General features: G+C 51.4%; 22 protein-coding genes and 1 tRNA gene. 8 read left to right on the top strand and 15 right to left on the bottom strand.

Annotation, left to right across the window (positions count from 1 at the left end):
* Positions 1-26: 26 nt before the first annotated feature.
* The gene (locus tag NDI45_RS14060; RefSeq protein WP_348247696.1) at positions 27-1,664 is read left to right on the top strand and encodes an FAD-dependent oxidoreductase; all 1,638 of its coding nucleotides are present in this window, start codon (positions 27-29) and stop codon (positions 1,662-1,664) included.
* Positions 1,665-1,840: 176 nt separating this feature from the next.
* On the opposite strand, the gene NDI45_RS14055 is transcribed toward NDI45_RS14060, so the two are convergent.
* From NDI45_RS14055 to nuoH, 6 genes are all read right to left on the bottom strand, one after another.
* Positions 1,841-1,912, bottom strand: a tRNA-Lys gene (locus NDI45_RS14055).
* A 189-nt stretch (positions 1,913-2,101) separates the two neighbouring features.
* Positions 2,102-3,022, bottom strand: a complete 921-nt coding sequence (locus tag NDI45_RS14050; RefSeq protein WP_348247695.1) for an NAD(+) kinase — start codon at positions 3,020-3,022, stop codon at positions 2,102-2,104.
* A gap of 21 nt (positions 3,023-3,043) precedes the next feature.
* A complete protein-coding gene (gene nuoK, locus NDI45_RS14045; RefSeq protein WP_190793996.1) occupies positions 3,044-3,349 on the bottom strand; it encodes an NADH-quinone oxidoreductase subunit NuoK in 306 nt (101 codons plus the stop codon).
* 71 nt (positions 3,350-3,420) lie between these two features.
* Entirely contained in the window at positions 3,421-4,026 is a 606-nt protein-coding gene (locus tag NDI45_RS14040; protein ID WP_348247694.1) for an NADH-quinone oxidoreductase subunit J, read from the bottom strand.
* Between the two features lie 112 nt (positions 4,027-4,138).
* Positions 4,139-4,723, bottom strand: a complete 585-nt coding sequence (ndhI, locus tag NDI45_RS14035) for an NAD(P)H-quinone oxidoreductase subunit I (protein WP_348247737.1) — start codon at positions 4,721-4,723, stop codon at positions 4,139-4,141.
* Positions 4,724-4,852: 129 nt separating this feature from the next.
* Positions 4,853-5,971 carry an NADH-quinone oxidoreductase subunit NuoH gene (gene nuoH, locus NDI45_RS14030; protein ID WP_190793994.1) on the bottom strand — a complete coding sequence of 373 codons (1,119 nt, stop codon included), beginning with the start codon at positions 5,969-5,971 and terminating at the stop codon, positions 4,853-4,855.
* A gap of 443 nt (positions 5,972-6,414) precedes the next feature.
* Between nuoH and NDI45_RS14025 the strand changes: the two genes are divergently transcribed.
* Positions 6,415-7,098, top strand: coding sequence for a sigma-70 family RNA polymerase sigma factor (locus NDI45_RS14025; protein WP_190793993.1), 684 nt, complete (start codon positions 6,415-6,417; stop codon positions 7,096-7,098).
* Between the two features lie 145 nt (positions 7,099-7,243).
* On the opposite strand, the gene NDI45_RS14020 is transcribed toward NDI45_RS14025, so the two are convergent.
* Positions 7,244-7,558 carry a hypothetical protein gene (locus NDI45_RS14020; RefSeq protein ID WP_190793992.1) on the bottom strand — a complete coding sequence of 105 codons (315 nt, stop codon included), beginning with the start codon at positions 7,556-7,558 and terminating at the stop codon, positions 7,244-7,246.
* Positions 7,559-7,855: 297 nt separating this feature from the next.
* Between NDI45_RS14020 and NDI45_RS14015 the strand changes: the two genes are divergently transcribed.
* On the top strand, positions 7,856-8,242 hold the full coding sequence (locus NDI45_RS14015; protein WP_190793991.1) for a hypothetical protein: 387 nt from the start codon (positions 7,856-7,858) through the stop codon (positions 8,240-8,242).
* 53 nt (positions 8,243-8,295) lie between these two features.
* On the opposite strand, the gene NDI45_RS14010 is transcribed toward NDI45_RS14015, so the two are convergent.
* From NDI45_RS14010 to NDI45_RS13990, 5 genes are all read right to left on the bottom strand, one after another.
* Positions 8,296-9,225, bottom strand: coding sequence for an MBL fold metallo-hydrolase (locus NDI45_RS14010; RefSeq protein ID WP_348247693.1), 930 nt, complete (start codon positions 9,223-9,225; stop codon positions 8,296-8,298).
* 385 nt (positions 9,226-9,610) lie between these two features.
* Complete coding sequence (locus NDI45_RS14005; RefSeq protein ID WP_190794002.1) at positions 9,611-10,120, bottom strand: inorganic diphosphatase; 510 nt, start codon at positions 10,118-10,120, stop codon at positions 9,611-9,613.
* A 244-nt stretch (positions 10,121-10,364) separates the two neighbouring features.
* The gene (locus NDI45_RS14000; protein WP_190793989.1) at positions 10,365-10,544 is read right to left on the bottom strand and encodes a hypothetical protein; all 180 of its coding nucleotides are present in this window, start codon (positions 10,542-10,544) and stop codon (positions 10,365-10,367) included.
* Between the two features lie 120 nt (positions 10,545-10,664).
* Complete coding sequence (locus tag NDI45_RS13995) at positions 10,665-11,111, bottom strand: VOC family protein (RefSeq protein WP_190793988.1); 447 nt, start codon at positions 11,109-11,111, stop codon at positions 10,665-10,667.
* 20 nt (positions 11,112-11,131) lie between these two features.
* A complete protein-coding gene (locus tag NDI45_RS13990) occupies positions 11,132-11,641 on the bottom strand; it encodes a TIGR02652 family protein (protein ID WP_190793987.1) in 510 nt (169 codons plus the stop codon).
* 93 nt (positions 11,642-11,734) lie between these two features.
* On the opposite strand from NDI45_RS13990, the gene NDI45_RS13985 reads away from it, so the two are divergent.
* Both NDI45_RS13985 and NDI45_RS13980 read left to right on the top strand, forming a co-directional pair.
* Positions 11,735-12,277 (top strand): gamma carbonic anhydrase family protein, encoded by a 543-nt coding sequence (locus tag NDI45_RS13985; RefSeq protein ID WP_347277916.1) that lies wholly within the window; start codon positions 11,735-11,737, stop codon positions 12,275-12,277.
* Positions 12,278-12,364: 87 nt separating this feature from the next.
* Positions 12,365-12,484 (top strand): photosystem II protein Y, encoded by a 120-nt coding sequence (locus NDI45_RS13980; RefSeq protein ID WP_190793986.1) that lies wholly within the window; start codon positions 12,365-12,367, stop codon positions 12,482-12,484.
* A gap of 225 nt (positions 12,485-12,709) precedes the next feature.
* Here NDI45_RS13980 and NDI45_RS13975 read toward each other — a convergent pair whose 3' ends face one another.
* Both NDI45_RS13975 and NDI45_RS13970 read right to left on the bottom strand, forming a co-directional pair.
* Positions 12,710-13,552: a PD-(D/E)XK nuclease family protein gene (locus NDI45_RS13975; protein WP_348247692.1), complete on the bottom strand. Its 843-nt coding sequence runs from the start codon at positions 13,550-13,552 to the stop codon at positions 12,710-12,712.
* Positions 13,553-13,625: 73 nt separating this feature from the next.
* Positions 13,626-14,213: a PAP/fibrillin family protein gene (locus NDI45_RS13970; RefSeq protein WP_190793984.1), complete on the bottom strand. Its 588-nt coding sequence runs from the start codon at positions 14,211-14,213 to the stop codon at positions 13,626-13,628.
* Positions 14,214-14,553: 340 nt separating this feature from the next.
* Here NDI45_RS13970 and NDI45_RS13965 point away from each other — a divergent pair, with 340 nt between their 5' ends.
* The 3 genes from NDI45_RS13965 to NDI45_RS13955 all read left to right on the top strand — a co-directional run bounded on the left by NDI45_RS13965 (position 14,554) and on the right by NDI45_RS13955 (position 17,106).
* Complete coding sequence (locus NDI45_RS13965) at positions 14,554-14,790, top strand: DUF3134 domain-containing protein (protein WP_190793983.1); 237 nt, start codon at positions 14,554-14,556, stop codon at positions 14,788-14,790.
* A gap of 240 nt (positions 14,791-15,030) precedes the next feature.
* Entirely contained in the window at positions 15,031-16,128 is a 1,098-nt protein-coding gene (gene mraY / locus NDI45_RS13960; protein WP_190793982.1) for a phospho-N-acetylmuramoyl-pentapeptide-transferase, read from the top strand.
* 204 nt (positions 16,129-16,332) lie between these two features.
* Positions 16,333-17,106 (top strand): 5-formyltetrahydrofolate cyclo-ligase, encoded by a 774-nt coding sequence (locus NDI45_RS13955; RefSeq protein WP_348247691.1) that lies wholly within the window; start codon positions 16,333-16,335, stop codon positions 17,104-17,106.
* A gap of 59 nt (positions 17,107-17,165) precedes the next feature.
* Here the strand turns inward: NDI45_RS13955 and aqpZ are convergent, their stop codons facing one another.
* A complete protein-coding gene (gene aqpZ, locus NDI45_RS13950; protein ID WP_348247690.1) occupies positions 17,166-17,933 on the bottom strand; it encodes an aquaporin Z in 768 nt (255 codons plus the stop codon).
* Between the last annotated feature and the right edge of the window lie 308 nt (positions 17,934-18,241).

The raw sequence follows: 18,241 nt of genomic DNA, 5'->3' as shown, positions 1-18,241 counted from the left end.
CGACTTACTGAGTTCTATAAACTTGTATGCCGAGAACAGGATTAATTGAATTGTTACGACGGGCTTATCAGACTGCCCGCATTTCAACCACAACACAGATACCGCCCGATGAAGTCGAAGGCTGGCTTCAAACGCAAGACGATCGCCGCCTCGGGGAACTCCGAAGCAACCGCAGACAGTTTTTAGGGGGATTAGTGCTTACAGGAGCAATAAGCTCAATCCAGCCTGGAGCGATCGATCTGCGCCGACAGTTTCAAGCAGGGGGCAGAAATTCTCCAATTAGCTTTAAGGAGCGGAGCGCGAAAGCCCTGATTGTGGGAGCGGGAATTGCCGGACTTACCGCCGCCTATCGGCTGAAACAGGCAGGCGTTGCGGTAGATATCGTTGAGGCAAGCGATCGAATTGGTGGACGCTTAAAAAGTCTGTCGCAGCAGCCCGGTTATCCGGGTGTAGTGGAGTTGGGCGGAGAGTTTATCGATTCGCGCCATACCTGCGTCCGATCACTGGCGGCAGAACTGGGTCTGAGAATGGCAGATCTGCACGCTGCTGATACCGGATTGGAGCCGGAAGTGCTGTACTTTCAGGGACAAAAGATTCGCCGATCGCAGGTAATCGAAGAGTTTAAACCTCTAGCGCAGCACATTGCTCAAGATTTGAAGAAGCTAGGCAATTGCGATATCACGTATCACAATCCCAGCCCAAGAGCCATCCAGCTCGATCGCCTGTCCCTGGCAGAGTATTTAGCAGCGGCTCCGACAACTCCTTTAATTAACGAACTGGTAAGGGTCGCTTACATCACCGAGTTTGCCAGGGATGCTGAGTCTCAAACCTGCCTCAATATGCTGTTTTTGATCGGCGCAGATACCGGCGAATGGAATACCTACGGAGTAAGCGACGAACGCTGGCACGTCATTGGCGGCAATGATTTGATTCCCAAACGGCTAGCCGATCGCCTCAATGCCGCGATTGAAACCGGAGTCTTTCTGGAATCGGTGCGAATGACCCCGGCAGGACGCTATTTCGTCAGCTTGCGGCAGGGCAATGCTAGTCAGGAGCGCATTTATGAGCACATTTTGTTTGCGATTCCATTTACGGTGCTGCGCGAGGTAGATCTGGCGATCGATCTTCCTCCATTGAAGCGACAGGCGATCGATCAGTTGGGATATGGGTCTGGGGCAAAGCTATCCCTACCAATGCAAGAGCGGATTTGGCGCACACAATATGCCAGCACGATCAGCGTTTACACCGATCAAGCGTTTCAGAATACCTGGGAAAGTGCCCGCTATTCGCCAGGACCCAATGGATGGCTTACCGATTTACGAGGGGGGCAGCAAGGCTTAAAGCTTGGAGAAGGGAACCCGGAAGATCAGGCTCAAGCCGTGGTGGACTCGCTCGATCGCATTTTCCCTGGGATCTCGCAGGTTCAGCGTGGTAAGGCAGTTCGAGCAGTCTGGTCTCAAGAACCCTATGCGCTTGGCTCCTACTCCTGCTATCTGCCGGGACAGTGGACAAAATTTAGCGGCGTAGAAGGAGAGCGAGTCGGCAATCTTTGGTTCGCCGGAGAACATTGCTCAGTCGGTTCTCAAGGCTACATGAACGGTGCCTGCGAAACCGCACAACGGGCAGCAAAAGGAATTTTACAAAGCTTAGGCGCGATCGTCTAATCCCGCTTGCTTGTCTCAATTTGACTTTGCATCAGACATGGGGGCTTGGCGCGGCTAAGCCTTTTTTTTGAGTTCTACGCTGCAAAAGATGGATGCGAAGCTAGATACTTGAATTCGCACCGGAGTTACGCTACAAGCTAGCGAACTCTACAAAAGCAGGGATTGCAGAAATTTTATGGGTCGCCTGGGATTCGAACCCAGGACCAATCGGTTAAAAGCCGAGTGCTCTACCGCTGAGCTAGCGACCCTTGCCTTGTGTCAAGCAAACCTCAATACTTTAGCATAGGCTCATGAGATGTTCAAGTCCTGCTTTCACAAAGGAGTGATTCCAGGAAGCAAGATTGCACAGCACCCGACCGCTCAGGGCAGTCAATCGATCGCTAAATTCAAACCATGCTCATGTTCTAATTTGGGCTTACGCTTTTGTGCGAAAGCACCTAATTCCGATGATTATTGCTGTGACGCACGATCGCCCCTGCCCATTGCAGCTTTTCCCGGAGCGTCTGGTAGTAGGAATAGTTGTCACGCAGGATAATAAAATGAGCCGGGCGGTCTGCCATACGGATGTCTACGCGCTGACCAGGCCAAATTGCTGTTGCTAGAACTCCATCCATCCATAGCTTTGTATTCAAGTCGCGATCTGCCAGGGGCCAGATGCTAATGACAGAACCTGGCGGCAGCACGATCGGTCGGCTCGACAAACTCAGCGGACAAATCGGCGTGATAATCATCGCTTCCATACCGGGATGAACGATCGGACCTGCAGCCGCCAAGGTATAGCAGGTCGACCCAGTGGGAGTTGCCACTAGTAAGCCGTCTCCCTGATACTGATCGACCACCTCGCCGTCGATTTCTACTTCAAGAAACGAAGTAATCATGCGATCGGCAGAAGCAGGCTTGACGCACATCTCGTTGAGAGCCAGATAGCGGTCGCTCATCGGTTCCAAGTTAGTACGATTGCCTTCAAACACCATTGCCTGAAGCATCATGCGTCGCTGCACCGCGAACCGATCGCCTGCCAGCCTGTCCCAAATCTTCTCAGACTGCTGAAGCTCCTCCGCCGACTCCGTTAAAAAGCCCAGATGACCGCCGATGTTGATTGCCAGAATCGGAATACCACCTGGGGCAAGATGCCTTGCGGCTGCGAGAGCTGTACCGTCACCGCCCAGGACAACCGCTAGATCGATTGGCTGCTGCACCGACGCAAGAAAAACGGGATAGGGATTATCTTTGGGGCCGCTCGGTCCAATTAGAACATAACAGCCGCGTTGCTCAAGCTGATCGGCACACTTTTCAGCGGTGCGTTGGCTCAGAGCATCCCCGGCTTTGTAGGCGACAATAACTTGCTTGAGTTGCAATCGTTTACTATTCTCGATCGGCTACCACTTGAGCAAATTAAATTGCTCCATATCCACTGTACCGCGGTTGCGATAGATAGACAGCACGATCGCCAAACCCACCGCCGCTTCTGCTGCTGCGATCGCAATGATAAACACAGTGAACACCTGTCCCCGAATTACCTGAGGATCGAGGTAGTTTGAGAATGACATCATGTTCAGGTTGACCGCATTCAGCATTAGCTCGATCGACATCAGCACGCGAATTGCGTTGCGGCTCGTCACCAAACCATAAACACCAATGCAGAACAGAGCGGCTGCGAGAAGAAGAAAGTATTGCAGTTGCATAGGAGTTGAAAAAATAAGCGATCGTTCAGACAGAGAGGATAAAAAGGAAGAGAGGAATACTGCGCTTACGCTTACTTATTACTGCCCGGAATGAGCTCGCGGGGGCGCTCTGGCAAAGTAAGCGAAGGCTGTTGACTGCTATCCTGTGCCGCCAGCGTATCGGGCAAGTAATCCCGACGTGCCAGGACGATCGCCCCAATTAGTGCCATTAGCAGCAGAATTGATGCCAGCTCAAACGGCAGCAAGTAGTCGCTAAAGAAGTGCTTGCCGATCACAATGATCGCTTGTTCGCCTGCCGGAATCGCAGTTGAAATTGCCCACGGCGTTGCCAGGATCATCGTGCTCAGTAGTGCAAACAGACCGAGACAAACGGTTGCCGTTGACGCCTGACCAACCCAGGCATTTTTCAATGGGCTAAACGGCTGTCGCTTATTCACCAGCATAATTCCGAACAAAATCAGCACGTTGACGGCTCCCACGTAAATCAAGACCTGTGCTGCCGCGACAAATCCTGCATTCAGGAGAATGTAGAAGCCCGAAATGCTGATAAACACCAGACCCAGCAGAAAAGCCGAGTATACGATGTTTTGCAGCAGCACGACCCCCAGGGCAGCCCCGATCATCAAGAACGCCAGAATTCCAAAGGAAACAAGTTGAACTCCATCTGCAAGCGTCACGTTATGAACCTCCCATAGTCACAGTAGCTCGATCGAAGATAGTAGCGGGGAAGCAATCGCCATTCATTAGCGCGAAACTGCCGCCCACTGACCGTATTGGTTACTTGATTGATTACTTAGCTTCCGCCTCTTCCAGAATTTCCGCAGGCAGTTTTCCGGCTCGATTTGAGCTAGCGGGCAGACCGTGGGGATCCATCACGCCCTGGGGCAGATAGACCAGCTCTCGCAGCGGCGTCACCATTGGGTTCTGGGTCACGTTAGCAGGCAGTCGTCCCATTGCCACGTTGTCGAAGTTGAGTTCGTGGCGATCGTAAGTACACAGCTCGTACTCTTCGGTCATTGAGAGGCAGTTCGTTGGGCAGTATTCAACACAGTTGCCACAGAAAATGCAAACTCCGAAGTCAATGCTGTAGTGATTGAGCTTCTTCTTCTTGGTTTCCTTGTTAAACTCCCAATCCACCACGGGCAGGTTGATCGGGCACACGCGAACGCAAACTTCGCAGGAAATACACTTATCAAACTCAAAGTGAATCCGCCCCCGAAACCGCTCTGAGGGAATCAGTTTTTCGTAGGGATACTGAACCGTGATTGGGCGACGCTGCATGTGGTCAAAGGTAACGGATAAGCCCTGACCGATATATTTCGCAGCCTGAATCGCTTCTTTTGTATAGTCGCCAACTTGCTTAAGAAACTTCAGCATAGTTTTGGATAAAGGTTGAATTTCTGAATTTCAGGGATTGCAATGGTAGGGAATTGGGGCGATCGGGATGAAGTTTATCAAAACAGGGTAGAACTTGAACCCGCAAGACTTAACCCCCAATCCAGCTTAGCCACCAAACGCCATTGGGAATGCCAGCTTTAGCCCAGCCGTAAGCAGCAGGTTCACTAGCGAAACAGGCAGCAGAAACTTCCAGCCCAAGTCAAGGAGTTGGTCAATTCGCACACGGGGAACTGTCCAGCGCAGCAAAATTGCCAGGAAGATCAGCAGATACGCCTTGAAAACGGTCATCACAATGCCCAGCGTCCCAGTCAGAACTTGCAGCCAAGGAGTCGTTTCGCTGACGCCGATCCAGTTTGCTAACACCCCAACCGGGATAATGAACTCCCAACCGCCTAGATACAGCACCGCAAACAGCAGAGCCGATAGCACTAAGTTGACGTAAGACCCCAGGTAAAACAGCCCAAACTTCATGCCTGCATACTCGGTCTGATATCCGGCAACCAGTTCTTCTTCGGCTTCGGGCAGGTCAAAGGGCAATCGCTCACACTCTGCCAGTGCTGCAATCCAGAAGATAATGAAGCCAAGCGGCTGCCGCCAGACGTTCCAGCCGAGAATCCCGTAGCCCGCCTGCTGCTGCACAATGTCGATTGTGCTAAGCGAATTCGACATCAGCACCACTGCCAGCACCGACAGCGCCAGAGGCAGTTCATAGCTAATTGATTGCGCGGCCGCCCGCAGCCCACCCAACAGTGAGTATTTGTTATTGGAGGCGTAGCCTGCCATCAGTAGACCGATCGGCGCAATGCTCGACAGCGATATCCAGAGAAAAATGCCAATTCCCAAATCGGTGATTTGCAGGTTTTGTCCGAAGGGCACGATCAAAAAGGAGAGGAAGACGGGAACCACCACCAGCACAGGTCCAAGCGTGAAGAGAATCGAGTCAGACCTGGAGGGGATGATGTCTTCCTTCACCAGCAGTTTCAGACCGTCTGCGACTGGAATCAACATTCCAAACGGACCCGCAAACTCAGGACCGATTCGCTGTTGGGCAGCGGCGGAAATTTTTCGTTCTAGCCAGGTGGTGACAAGGACGCCAAATGTGGCACCAACTAACAGCAGGATCGACGGCAGGGGAATCCACAGCAGCTTGGCAATACTGGGAGACAAACCGAAATCCGTGGTTAGCTGGATAAAACTTGCTTGCAAATCAATTCCTGAACTCATGGGCTTCGCTAATTGCTACGAATAGGGCAACTACAGCTAATTTAGTCGGCTAGACCGGGCTTCTCTCGATACGACAACCCGTGATGCAGCAGCCTCCACTGTTCCAAAGGGAAACATCGCCAACTTCATGAAGATTTTTCGCAAAACCTACAGCTTCAGTATATCGCTGTGAGGATATGGAAATTGAAGCGCGATCGAGAAGAATACCTATGGCTAGGATAAGCTTGCCTTAATACGTTTTGTGCGTTGTCCCCCGACCCACCTAGACAGAATCAATTATTTACGCCATGATTGTCGCTAAATTTTGCCGGACTTGGTTATGATGTGCTGGCAGGATGCTGCCGTAATTTTTCTAAAAGTGCAAAAAACCAAGTGCAAAAAACCTGAAGGTGCAAAAAATGCTGTCACCTGCCTGTATGGGGTAAAGAGTGGGGTAAAGAACTGTGCAGATTCCAAAGTTTCCTGAATGCAATCACGCGATCGTCACTTCCCTGGAGCACCACAGCGATCAAGAACTGCTGGTTTTGTTTCAGCGACACCCCGACGCCGGGAAATATTTTTTGGCAATCTTTTGCCGCTACAGCCCGATCGTCTATTCTCTGATCCATCACTCGGTTCGATCGCCTGCCCAAGCAGATTATCTGTTTGCCATTACCTGGCGACATCTTTATTACGAACTGGGTGGTTTGAACTTGCACTTCCAAAACTCCCCCGAAGCCGAAAACCCGACGCTGCAAAGCTGGCTAATTCAGGTTACGGCAATTTGCATTAATCGTGTTGAGCTGCCGCCTGTAGAGTCGATCCAATATTCCCTGCGGGAAGCCTCGCCCCCGCTTTGGTGCTTTGTGGAGCAGGCATTAGAACAGCTTCAGCCCGCCCAGCGACTCATGCTGCTGCTGTCGCAGACTTTTCACTGGAGCGAAACTCGGATTGCCGCCTACCTGCAAGCAGAAGGACAAATTATTGCTCCGGCTGAAGTGCGGCGACAGATTGAGGAAAGCCATCAAATTCTGGAAGCGGCGTTACCTCAAGATATTGCTGCGGTTTACCTGGATCGGCTGCCTGCTTCAGACCGAGCAGGTGAATTTGACAAGACCGCCGATTTGCCCCTCAGTCCTGCTTCCTGAAACCTGTTTCCTGGAACGTACCGCCTGTTTCACACGAAACCTGTCACAAAAACACAAAAAAGTAAATGTCCCAGGCTACCGCACGATCGCGATACTGGGACACTGAGGAATACGACATACAACGTTTGAATTCTTTCTCTGAATTTTAATCTTCCTCAAGCTGGGCCACGGTGACCGCCCCCAGCGCAAAAGCACCTACAAGCGGCATCGGGCATTGCAACCAATAGCTCGCGATCGATGCAAGTAGTGTGGCTCCAACGGCGATCGAGCACCAGCGTCGCTCATCCGGGCTAAACCCATGCTGCTGTTTTAGAGTGCGAAGCGTTTGACTTGGGATCGGCAGCGGCATCACCCCAAAAGGCGGGAACGCCCAATATTCGTTCCGATCCACCACAAATAGGTCAGTCCAACCGTTTTCCTTGCACCAGTTTTCGATCCAGCTATAGCAGTAGTGCCGCATAAGGACAATGAAAAATTTCTTGCAATAGGGGCAGGGGACACCGACAGTCATAGAGACAGCAGATTTGCTAATTAAAACTTATGGACTGAACGCAGGAAGCGTCACGAGTTCGCAAAAATCGCTTAGCCTCTATTAAAGACGTAAGGTATTAAAGACATAAGGCTTATTTATGCAGGCTAACAGAGTCTATCGGAGAGCAGGACAAAACGGCAATTAAAGTTTACTTAGTGGGCAGGAACAGACTAAATTAATCAACGGAAGCCAGCAGGGTTAATTCATCTGCTCTTTTAACCTTTTATGAAGCAATTTCTCTCACGTCAGAGGCGATTTCTCCCGCGAAATCCCGTTCAGCACGATTTCGTGATTTGCCTGGGAATCTGGTTGATTCTCCAAATCGTTTGCTTTGCGATCGTGTCTGCAATTTCAGTTACCCCAGTAGCAATTCAGCCTCAGAAATTATTTGTGCTGAGTATTTTGCTTGGGCTTGGCGGTGCCTGTTTGATGGCAAGTAGTACTCAGATTGCCCTAACCCCGACCACCCCTGGCACTCCCCGAAAGCGAAAGCGAAGGCTGAAGCTTACATCTCAAGTATTAAGCTGGCTAGGACTATTAGGAATTGCCTTTCCGCTGCTGATCCTTGTCTTCCAGATCGCGCTGAAAATTCTTGCTCCGCTCCAAGCGTAGACGGGTTGCCAGAAGAGACTGCATTGAGCGGTCAACCTCTGGTCAACCCAGGGTCAACTCCCAATGATTAGCACCATGCCTTCTCGGGCAAGCTGCACATCAGGAAATTGAGCCTGAATCGATGCCTCGATTTGAGCCAGGACAGAGTCATCATGTCCAGGATCATAGTGAAACAGAACAACTTGTTTGACCTGTACTGCGATCGCAACCTGAATTCCTGCTGTCCAGAGCTTGATCTGCTGCTCGTCGAGCCGATCGGCAAAACGGTTTTCTGGGGTCTGCTGAGGCAAGGTAGTACAGTCTGAGCCTGCTACATCAAAAATCAGCAAATCGGCTTCCTGTGCCAGGTATTGTAAGCTCTGCTCAATATGCTCGCAGTCGGGTTCAATATCGGTTGCGTAGACCACGGTACGCCCTCTCCAGGTCACGCGATAGCCTAAGCCACCCGTCGAGCGGTTGATAAATAGGGACTCGACCTGAATTTCTTTGTCGATCGAGATGACTTGACCGGGCGAGATGTCGTGAAACCGCAGTTCCGATCGCATCATTTGCAGCGGAATCGAAAAATTAGGACGAAGCATCTGATCAGAAAGCCGTTGCTTGATCGATGCCCCATTCTGCGCGACTGCTCCGTATATCTCAAAGCCGTTGCCTTCCAGATAGGCGGGCTGAAAAAAAGGAAACCCCTGAATCCTATCCCAGTGGGTGTGCGTAAAAAAGAGATGCGCCCGAACTGGCATCTCCTGAAGAATTTGTTTGCCTAAAACGCGCAGCCCCGTACCTCCATCAAAAATCAGCCGCTCTTGACCTACTCTTAGCTCTACACAGGCAGTGTTGCCGCCATAGCCGACCATGTCATTTCCTGGTGTAGGCACTTCGCCTCGCACACCCCAAAACCGTACCGTTAACGCTTCGGCACTACTGGGCTGTTTGCTATCGAGCGGCTGTAACGTGCGACGATCAGACGGATCAACGACTGACATTGCAGGTGAGGGTTCAGTAATTTCGTGGGCGAGTCATTCAATTCTAGATTTTTAAGACAAAAATCCAGAGGCAAGAGCGGTAGTAGGGCAGCCTGTAGGCTACCTCCTCCAGAGTATGCCCTCGATCGCCTCTGATACTTCAATTGCTTGCTAAAACACCCTGGAAAAAAATAATCCGCTGAAATCGCGCCGTAAATCGAATGATTAGTACAGTTTGAAAATTGGCTTATCTAGATCAAAAACAGCTCAGCCGCCCAACAGTTAGAAGGACGACCGAGCATCAATCCGGTGCGTGGTGCGCTGCGACGATCTAGACCCAATTCTACGCCAGCACATTCCACGGTTAATCAATGTCTACCTGCTTAAAGGTCTACCCAATTCAAGCCTACTTTGCTGCCTGAATACACTGCTCGACGAGCGGCATCACCTGGTCAACGTCTTTCCAGCCCAGGATTTCTGTCACTTTCTTCTCCAAATTTTTGTAGGTTCTAAAGAATTCAGCAACCTCGTCTAGCCGATGGGGTGCAACATCTTTGAGCGATTTGATTCCAGCATAGCGGGGGTCTTTATCGGGCACGCAGAGGATCTTCTCATCGCGATCGCCACCGTCAATCATTTCCAGCATTCCGATCGGACGCGCCGCAATAATACAGCCCGGAAAAGTTGGCTGATCCATCATCACCATACCGTCGAGCGGGTCGCCATCGTCTGCCAGAGTATTGGGCACAAAGCCATAGTCAAAAGGGTACTGTACCGAGGCATAAAGGACGCGATCGAGCGCGAAGGCATTCAGATCTTTGTCAAATTCGTACTTGTTCTTGCTGCCACCCGGAATTTCGATCAAAATGTTGAGCAGTCCAGGCTTGGGCTGAGGGGGAATGCGCGATAAATCCACAGCGTATCTCCAAATCGACGGGTACAGAGACATTCCACTTTTCCGGCAGTTCGTATTAAGCTCCGGGAAAGCGCAAAAGTCCCTCGATAGCATTGTAGGGGAGAAGGGGATTCCGCAATCATCAGGATCTCCCCTAGGGGATCTCTAGGAGATTTACACGAGCGATTTGCCCAGCCGCTTCATTGCCTGTCCGAACAGGCGAATGCAAGCTGTCACTAACGCAAAGCATAAACTCTAGTGAACCCTATTTGCTCTCTACCGTCATGGGTGGCGATTGTAAGCTCTGAGCATTGACGGAGGAGAAATAAGCAATGGTCACAATCGGGGTGAGAAGGGTCAGGAGCGCGATGAGCGTACCAGCAACATCTGCAACTCGCAAAGCCGCTCGTCCCGGAGGTTCACTTGCTTGACTACCAGATTCCATAAAAAAAGTGAGAAAGTGAATGGGCAAACAGATCAATTGGCGGATGACTATAAACTAGCCCAACTCAAAGGTTGAGTGGAGCACTGCTAAATACAATTTTAAACATTGGAGCAAAATTTGCTATACTCCTGTGCGCTGAGACATCATCCTGAGAAACTCCAAAGGCAAACCATCCGAATCCGCAATAAAGGCAACTTCGTACACCCGATCGCCAATTATTTGCTGGGTCGGTTCTAGCAAAACCTGGAGCGGCTGAAGTTGATCGGAATCACACACTGCTTTGTCAAACTGGCCTTTCAAGTGGTCGAGCCAGACCGGGAGGTCATCGGTCAACCCAGTCAGGTCAAACGACAGGTGATAGTAGCCTGTGTAATGCTCGTCGCCAAACGCATCCGCCGCCGGACGAGGTTGGGGAACTTGCAGCAGCTCGATTCGACCGCCTAAACCCTGCATCCAGCAGGCAAGCGTGATTCCTGCTGTGAACCGTTCACAGACCTCAAAGCCAAGCTGCTCGTAGAAGGCGATCGCCCGATAGATATTTGCCGTGCGAATCGAGGCATGGTGCATAGGGCAAGATTCGTAGAATCCTACTCAAACAGACGGAAGTAGGGATAACGGACAGGCGCGCCGGGTTCCTTTTCTAGGTCGAAGTTAATCACGTCCCAACAGGGTTCTTCTGCCGGATCGGGACTGAATTCGACGGGCAGCCCATAGAGACGCGGACGGGGCGCATCCGGCTGACCACGCCAAGGGGTGCTGCGCTCCAAGTAAGTGCTAATTAAATCTTTATAGCGACGGGCAATAATAACGCGAGTGGCGCGATAGCCCTGAGTGTAAAGGCGATCGAGCGCCTCATGAATTTCAAAGCGAATGCCGTCAGGGTGGGTATGCTGGCGATACCACTCGTTGTTCCACTGCCGCCAGTGCCGTCCAGACTGGAGATGAACCAGCTCGTTTGTTTTGGGATTGGCTTCAAACGCGCCATGTCGCTGACAGAGATAAGTATCCGTCAGCGTAAGTGCCGGAATCGTTTGCCGACAGTGGGGACACTGAATTTCGGGACCGAAAATTGGATATTGTAAAGCTGTATTCATCATTTGGGGTATGCGCCTAGGACGGGCAGTTTGAGCCGATTCTAGTGGCTCTATTATACTCCCTGTATTCTCAGAGGTTTGTTGAGAGGGGGACGAGTGAGCAATTCTGATGATTTTCAGGGAAGTCCATCAATCTGGGATATCCCTGACCTGTCTCAAGCCGCCTTTATTGCTCCTAATGCTACCGTAATGGGTCGCGTTGAACTTCATCCTGGAGTCAGTATTTGGTATGGGGCAGTCGTGCGAGGAGACGTAGAGCAAATTTCGATCGGGCGATCGACCAACATTCAAGACGGCGCAATCTTACACGGTGATCCGGGTGAACCGACCGTTCTGGAGGAGTTTGTCACGATCGGACATCGAGCTGTGGTTCACAGTGCCTACATTGAGCGCGGCTGTTTGATTGGCATTGGAGCGATCGTGCTGGATCGGGTACGCGTGGGGGCAGGCAGCATTATCGGTGCTGGATCGGTGGTAACCAAAGATGTTCCACCGCGATCGCTGGTTGTGGGCATACCGGGAAAAGTGCTGCGCGAAGTGTCCGAAACCGAAGCAAAAGACTTGATTGAACACGCCCGCAAATATGAGAAACTGGCACTGGTTCACGCAGGTCGAGGAACAGATTTAGGATTTTGTTAAGTTAGGTCTGGAAAATTAAGCCGATTGACCGCAAAATAGATCTCATCATGAGAGATTTTTGATAAATCTTTAGGGAGGACTTTCGATATGGATTGGCGTGTAGTAGTTGTTCTGGCTCCGGTGCTGATTGCAGGTAGCTGGGCTGCCTTTAATATCGGTGCGGCTGCCCTGAAGCAGGTACGTACCTTCCTGGGTCGGGAAGCATAGGCATTTCCTTTCAATAAAATCAGCACAGCAAATAGCCGATCGTCTTTGAGGAAGCAATTCCAAAGGGCGATCGGTTTGTTGTAGCTTATCGGTTATAAAAGAACACCCGCATCGGTTCGCTTTCCCCTTTTTAAGGAAGGCTAGGAAGGATCTCCCAGGAACTCTCAACTCTCATCTGTTCCCTTGTGCACATCCTCCTGAAAGTCGTCTCAAATCGACAACGGGCTATCCGTCACCGTGCAGGCTAACTTCCTCGATCTCAGCTACGGTTGGGAAAGGATGAGTTGAAGCGCGGTCTGATTCTCGCTGGCAGCGTAAGGCAAAGGCGCAGGTTTGACAGGGGTTTTTCGCTTCGATTTGGGGCAGCAGTTCCCCTCGATCGTATGCCGCCAGCCATTGAGCCAAACGATCAAGCCAGTGAAGTAAGTCTTTCTGAGTGCGGCGATGTTGGGCGATCGAGTAAGCGTAATTCAGTGACTGGGGTTGAGGCGTTTCAAAGTCGCCTGCCTGCACGTACCAATAGGTCATCGAAAGCCGATCGGGGGGATAGTGGCTAGTTTCTGCCAGCACAAATAGATAGAGGCGGGTCTGCCAGTGCTGCTCCAGACAACGGGCATTTTGCGGGCGCGGATAGGTTTTCCAGTCGAGGATTTGAGCGCGATCGTCTTCCAGAATTAGCAGATCGTAAATGACGGTCAGCAGGTAATCGGAAAGCTGGAGGGTGCGGCGATGTTCGCTCAGGCGCAGGATTTCTGGACGATGATCAAATAGCTCAGGGGCAGCCTGCCGGAATGCTTCGATCGATCGCTGCATTGCCTGTTCGCTTGTTTTAGGGGTTGCTTGAGGCAAAGGCTTTAAGGTCAGCCCCATTTGATCCTGCTGCATTAGCAGGTGAAACTGATTTCCCCAGGTCAGTCGCTCCTGCTCTTCAGGGGTAGGCGGAAAACCAAGCTGATCGAGATAGAGATGCTGAAATTTGCGCGGGCAGGTTGAGAGCGTCTGAAGCTGTCCTTGCGATAGGCGCAAATAAGTTCTTTCCTGTACTTCTAGCTCGATTTCTGACTCCATTGCTGGCTCCTGTCTGGAAGAGGAGAATTTGGCTTAGACTCAGGCATGCGGCGGGTCGTGACTACAAGGACTTCTATTTCGCCTTGGTCAGTACAAATACATTACCTTCATTTCCGCGCCCAATCCGCAAATCCTCATCCAGATAAGTAATTTCGAGCCAGCCTTTTTGGTCCTGCTGGTTAATCTGAAAGTCGATCGCCGGAAATTTTTGCCCTGCTTCGACTTGCTGAATAAAAGCTTCGGGAGATTGATAGTTAACCAAGCGTTGGAGTCCCAGGATCGATCGCTCAAAGTTGACCTTCACCCGACGCTGCGACTGCGGCTCAAACCGGGCAGCAACGCTGACAAAGCCTTCCAGGTAAGGCAGGCCGTAGATTTCGGCGATGTTGTAGATCTGGGCAGTGCTGGCGCGAATGTACTGATAGATCTGCCCCAGCTTGAAAAAAGGAATCAGGTCGATTCGCAGTAGCTCCTGGCTAGTGGTGTAGAGCAGCCGCCAGTTGCCGTCGAGCAGGTCGAGTGCCTGGAGCGGTTCGGGGGTGGGGTTGCGGTCTTCGAGCTGAGCGATCGCTGCCAAAATTGCCTGCTGATCGTTTGCCGTTGCCAGAATGCCGCGGTTTTTTCCGGCGATCGTTTCCAGGAGGGTCGCTTTGCCAAACATACAGATTCCTCCGCACCTTACACTAGGAAATGAAACGCTGAGAACTTTTGAGCTTGCGTCGTTCGGTCGTATTGCCCCAATCAGGGCAAAAATCATGCTTTCGATAGTGGATTCTCGGATTGACCCACGGTGAGATTTAAGCTACCACTATCCTGTAAGTCGGGATAGCGATCGAAGTAAGTTTCAGGCGAATTTCATTCTTAGGGGTGACCTGAAGTGTGAAATCTGGTGGAACCTCATTCGGGTCTCTACTCGTCGCGTTTAAGCGTCCGACTGCGTTAAGCTCTGCTTCTGAGCAAATGGTTCAGTTTATTTAGTAATTTAATTGGTGGTTTCTGGTATGCGTAATCCAGCATTGCACGAAGTTCCGCGCGATCAGCCCGCTCCGGTGATTCCCCTCCAGCGAGATGCCTCGATTCTCGACTGGCTGGAAAGTTCAGGTCGGTTGCTGTCTCGCGATGGGTCTGACTACGATTACCGCGACGATGAAGAAGAAATTAACGCGCTCATGGCAGGTGAGGACAATTCCTTTGACCTAGATGACGACGATGACGATGTGCTTGACCTCGACGACTAACCTTCATATAGTCTTCACAGGAGAAAGATAAAGTTTTCTATCTTTTTCCTGGGGAATTATGTCTTTCAGGTGTGTTTTCGGTAAAAGAATGCAGAGATACGAGGTATCTTGAATTCCGAAGCAGCGTCAGGGAGTGTGGTGTGAATCTGGATTGGACATTGCTTGAGTAAAAACTCCTGACTTTGTTTCCGAAAATTGGCGAGACGCTGCGGTAGTGTGTGGTGTGGAGTGATTCAAACTGTGGACGCGAAATTAATTCCAGATAGACCACTGGGTCTTGGAGGCTATCGAACCTTTTTAACGCTTTGTTCAGGGCTGGGTGCAGCTGCGCTCATTCTAGATAGCGTTGCGGAGCGAGCATTTTTAGCGAAGGACAGCCTGATTCTGCCGCTGGTGGTTTCGATGCTGGTAGCAGGTGCGCTGGGCTACTGGGTTGTTCCTTTGCTGCGTGCCCTAAAAGCAGGGCAAATTATTCGTCAGGAAGGTCCGCAGGCGCATCTGAAGAAAGCGGGTACGCCGACCATGGGCGGTCTGTTTTTTGTTCCGGCTGCGGTGCTGCTGGCTCTCGTCTGGACAGGATTTCAGCCAAATGTGGTGGCAGTCTCAGCTCTGACGCTGGCTTATGCGGCGATCGGCTGGTACGACGACTGGCAAATTCTCAGCAAGAAATCGAATAAAGGCATTTCTCCCCGGATGAAGCTGGCACTGCAAGTCGGTTTTGGCGGGCTATTTTGTTTGTGGGCAGCCTTGACCCAGCCTGCAACGATCACGACTCTGACACTGCCCCTGGGTTTCATGCTGCCACTGGGACTGCTGTTCTTTCCGCTCGCCTGGTTTGTGCTGGTAGCAGAAAGCAACGCGACTAATCTAACGGACGGCTTAGATGGACTCGCAGGCGGAACAGGCTCGATCGCCCTTCTGGGATTGGCAGCCCTGGTTGCGCCTAACTCGCCGGAGCTAGCAACCTTCTGCGTCTGTTTGAGCGGCGGTTGTCTGGGTTTCCTGGTGCATAATCACCATCCGGCACGAGTGTTTATGGGTGATACAGGATCGCTGGCTCTGGGCGGTGCCCTGGCAGCAGTGGCAATCTTGACGCAATCACTGTTTGGGTTGTTCCTGCTCAGTGGGGTCTTTTTTGCAGAGACGCTCTCGGTGATCGCGCAAGTAAGCTATTACAAGGCAACCAAAGACGCAAACGGAATTGGCAAGCGGCTACTGAAAATGTCTCCGCTGCACCATCACTTTGAGCTGTCGGGCTGGACGGAAACCCAGGTTGTAGGTCGGTTTTATCTGGCGGGTGCGGTGCTGGCGATCGTCAGTTTGCTGATGCTCCAGTAATTTGCCAGTTTCATAATCAAGCTATTTCACATATTTCAGAGGTGATCCAGTTTCTTGTGGGGGCTGGATTTTTTAATCGTAGGGGTAGCTCTGGCTAAATTCCCTCTAAATCTCTTTTAATTTTGAGCAAGCGACTTTGAAAGTGGCGTTTCCTGGAAACTTGGGAAAATGGATTAAAAGCTAGTTTTGGGTGCAGGAGATCTGATGGCTACGGGAGAAAATCAATTTGAAGGACAAACGGGCTGGAGCGGCTACCATCCTGACAAAGACCAGCTTCGGGCAGAAATTTGGGCAAGGCTAAAGCAGCAGGGCATCTGTCGGCGTGACCCCACTGGACATATTCCGAATTTTATGGGGGCGAGCGAAGCAGCAGAACAGCTTGCAGGTTTATCTGCTTGGCAGCAGGCAAAGGTAATCAAGTGCAATCCCGATGCACCCCATATCCCGGTCAGGCAGCGGGCACTGGAGGAAGGCAAGCGGCTTTATATGGCAGTTCCACGTCTTACGAACCGTCGCTGTTTTGTGGAGCTAACCGCAGAGGCACTGCAAGCTCGTGGGGTTGATCTGGCGGAGGCTGCGATCGCGCGAAATGCTTTGAAATGCGGAAAGTATGTCAGCTTTGACGAAATGGAGCCGATCGATCTTGTGATAGTAGGCTGTGTTGCCGTGACGCGATCGGGGGGACGCACGGGAAAAGGAGCAGGGTTTGCCGATCTGGAACTCGCAATGCTGAAACGATTTAACCGGGTTCAGGACAGTACGCCGATCGTCACGACAGTTCACTCGCTACAAATTGTTGAGAACGATCGGTTGCCTATGCAGCCCCACGATTGGGCAGTGAATTGGATTGTGACACCCGAAGGAGCGATCGAAACTCATGCTGCTTTCCCGCGCCCAGCCGGGTTAGTGTGGGATAGCATTCGTCCTGAACAGTACAAAAAAATCCCCATCCTGCGGCAGCTCCGTGCAGAAGAATGAGGAGATGAGGAGCAATCGAGTAACAGCGAACAGCTAAAGCAACTCGAAATTAAACCAAATTAAACCGGTTCCCGCAGACGGCTTGCTTCTTCCAGACCAGGAGTGCTAAAGAGTGCATTATGCACCCGCCCTGCCAGAATCGCACCCACGATCGGAGCCAGCCAGAACAACCACACCTGACTGAACAGCTCTGCACCTGCAAAAAGAGCAACGCCCGTGCTGCGTGCCGGATTCACCGAAGTATTCGTCACCGGGATGCTGATCAGGTGAATCAAGGTCAAGCACAAACCGATCGCGATCGGAGCAAACCCTTGGGGCGCACGCTCATCGGTGACGCCTAGAATCACCATCAGGAAAATGAAGGTCAGCAGCACTTCAATCAGCAAACAGGACAGCAGACTGTAGCCACCCGGAGAATGCTCACCAAATCCATTCGTCGCTAGCGGATTAGAACCGGTGAGCGCAAAGTTTGGCGCACCGCTAGCAATCAGGTAGATCAAGCCTCCAGCAACGCTTGCACCCAGCACTTGAGCCACGATGTAGGGCAGCAGTTCAGAGCCGGGGAATCGCTTGCCTGCCCACAAGCCAAAGGAGACTGCCGGATTCAGGTGACAGCCCGAAATGTGCCCGATCGCATAAGCCATCGTTAGCATGGTTAAACCAAAAGCAAGAGAAACCCCAGCAAAGCCAATTCCAAGCGGAAACGGCACATTATTGCCGAGGTCAGCTCCGGTAAAAGTGGCAGCGAAAACGGTACTGCCGCACCCGCCAAACACGAGCCAGAAAGTGCCGATAAATTCAGCAATACAGCGTTTTGTAAGCGTCATTTCATCTTCTCCGGGATTACATTTTCTCCCGGATTAAAAGTAACGCAAATTCACGAGTCTAGGAAACGGGTTACCTGAGCAATTATTTAAGGCTTATTTCGTTTGTTTTATCGAGGCAGCAATCGGTTTACATCAGCCATAGGTAGAACGATTACCGCTACAGGATGATGTTACAAACAACGAGTCAAGAGGCAGGTTGTGAGCGTGGCTCGTTTGACTTGTCCCGTAACTATTTAAACTAGATTCAGAGTTAGCTCACTGTTATCGATCGCTTCTATCGATCGCAGTGTTTCGTTGGTGCAGGCGTA

Origin of the sequence: Leptolyngbya sp. GB1-A1 (genome assembly GCF_039962475.1) — a bacterium.
Lineage (GTDB): Bacteria > Cyanobacteriota > Cyanobacteriia > Elainellales > Elainellaceae > Leptolyngbya_A.
This window is presented reverse-complemented; position numbering and strand designations above follow the sequence as displayed.

Coding starts and splice junctions, on each gene's coding strand:
- NDI45_RS14060 (WP_348247696.1), top strand. CDS start 27: ATGCCGAGAACAGGATTAATTGAATTGTTACGACGGGCTTATCAGACT.
- nuoK (WP_190793996.1), bottom strand. CDS start 3,349: ATGCAACTGCAATACTTTCTTCTTCTCGCAGCCGCTCTGTTCTGCATT.
- nuoH (WP_190793994.1), bottom strand. CDS start 5,971: ATGAGTTCAGGAATTGATTTGCAAGCAAGTTTTATCCAGCTAACCACG.
- NDI45_RS14020 (WP_190793992.1), bottom strand. CDS start 7,558: ATGCGGCACTACTGCTATAGCTGGATCGAAAACTGGTGCAAGGAAAAC.
- NDI45_RS14015 (WP_190793991.1), top strand. CDS start 7,856: ATGAAGCAATTTCTCTCACGTCAGAGGCGATTTCTCCCGCGAAATCCC.
- NDI45_RS14010 (WP_348247693.1), bottom strand. CDS start 9,225: ATGTCAGTCGTTGATCCGTCTGATCGTCGCACGTTACAGCCGCTCGAT.
- NDI45_RS14000 (WP_190793989.1), bottom strand. CDS start 10,544: ATGGAATCTGGTAGTCAAGCAAGTGAACCTCCGGGACGAGCGGCTTTG.
- NDI45_RS13995 (WP_190793988.1), bottom strand. CDS start 11,111: ATGCACCATGCCTCGATTCGCACGGCAAATATCTATCGGGCGATCGCC.
- NDI45_RS13990 (WP_190793987.1), bottom strand. CDS start 11,641: ATGATGAATACAGCTTTACAATATCCAATTTTCGGTCCCGAAATTCAG.
- NDI45_RS13980 (WP_190793986.1), top strand. CDS start 12,365: ATGGATTGGCGTGTAGTAGTTGTTCTGGCTCCGGTGCTGATTGCAGGT.
- NDI45_RS13975 (WP_348247692.1), bottom strand. CDS start 13,552: ATGGAGTCAGAAATCGAGCTAGAAGTACAGGAAAGAACTTATTTGCGC.
- NDI45_RS13970 (WP_190793984.1), bottom strand. CDS start 14,213: ATGTTTGGCAAAGCGACCCTCCTGGAAACGATCGCCGGAAAAAACCGC.
- NDI45_RS13965 (WP_190793983.1), top strand. CDS start 14,554: ATGCGTAATCCAGCATTGCACGAAGTTCCGCGCGATCAGCCCGCTCCG.
- NDI45_RS13955 (WP_348247691.1), top strand. CDS start 16,333: ATGGCTACGGGAGAAAATCAATTTGAAGGACAAACGGGCTGGAGCGGC.
- aqpZ (WP_348247690.1), bottom strand. CDS start 17,933: ATGACGCTTACAAAACGCTGTATTGCTGAATTTATCGGCACTTTCTGG.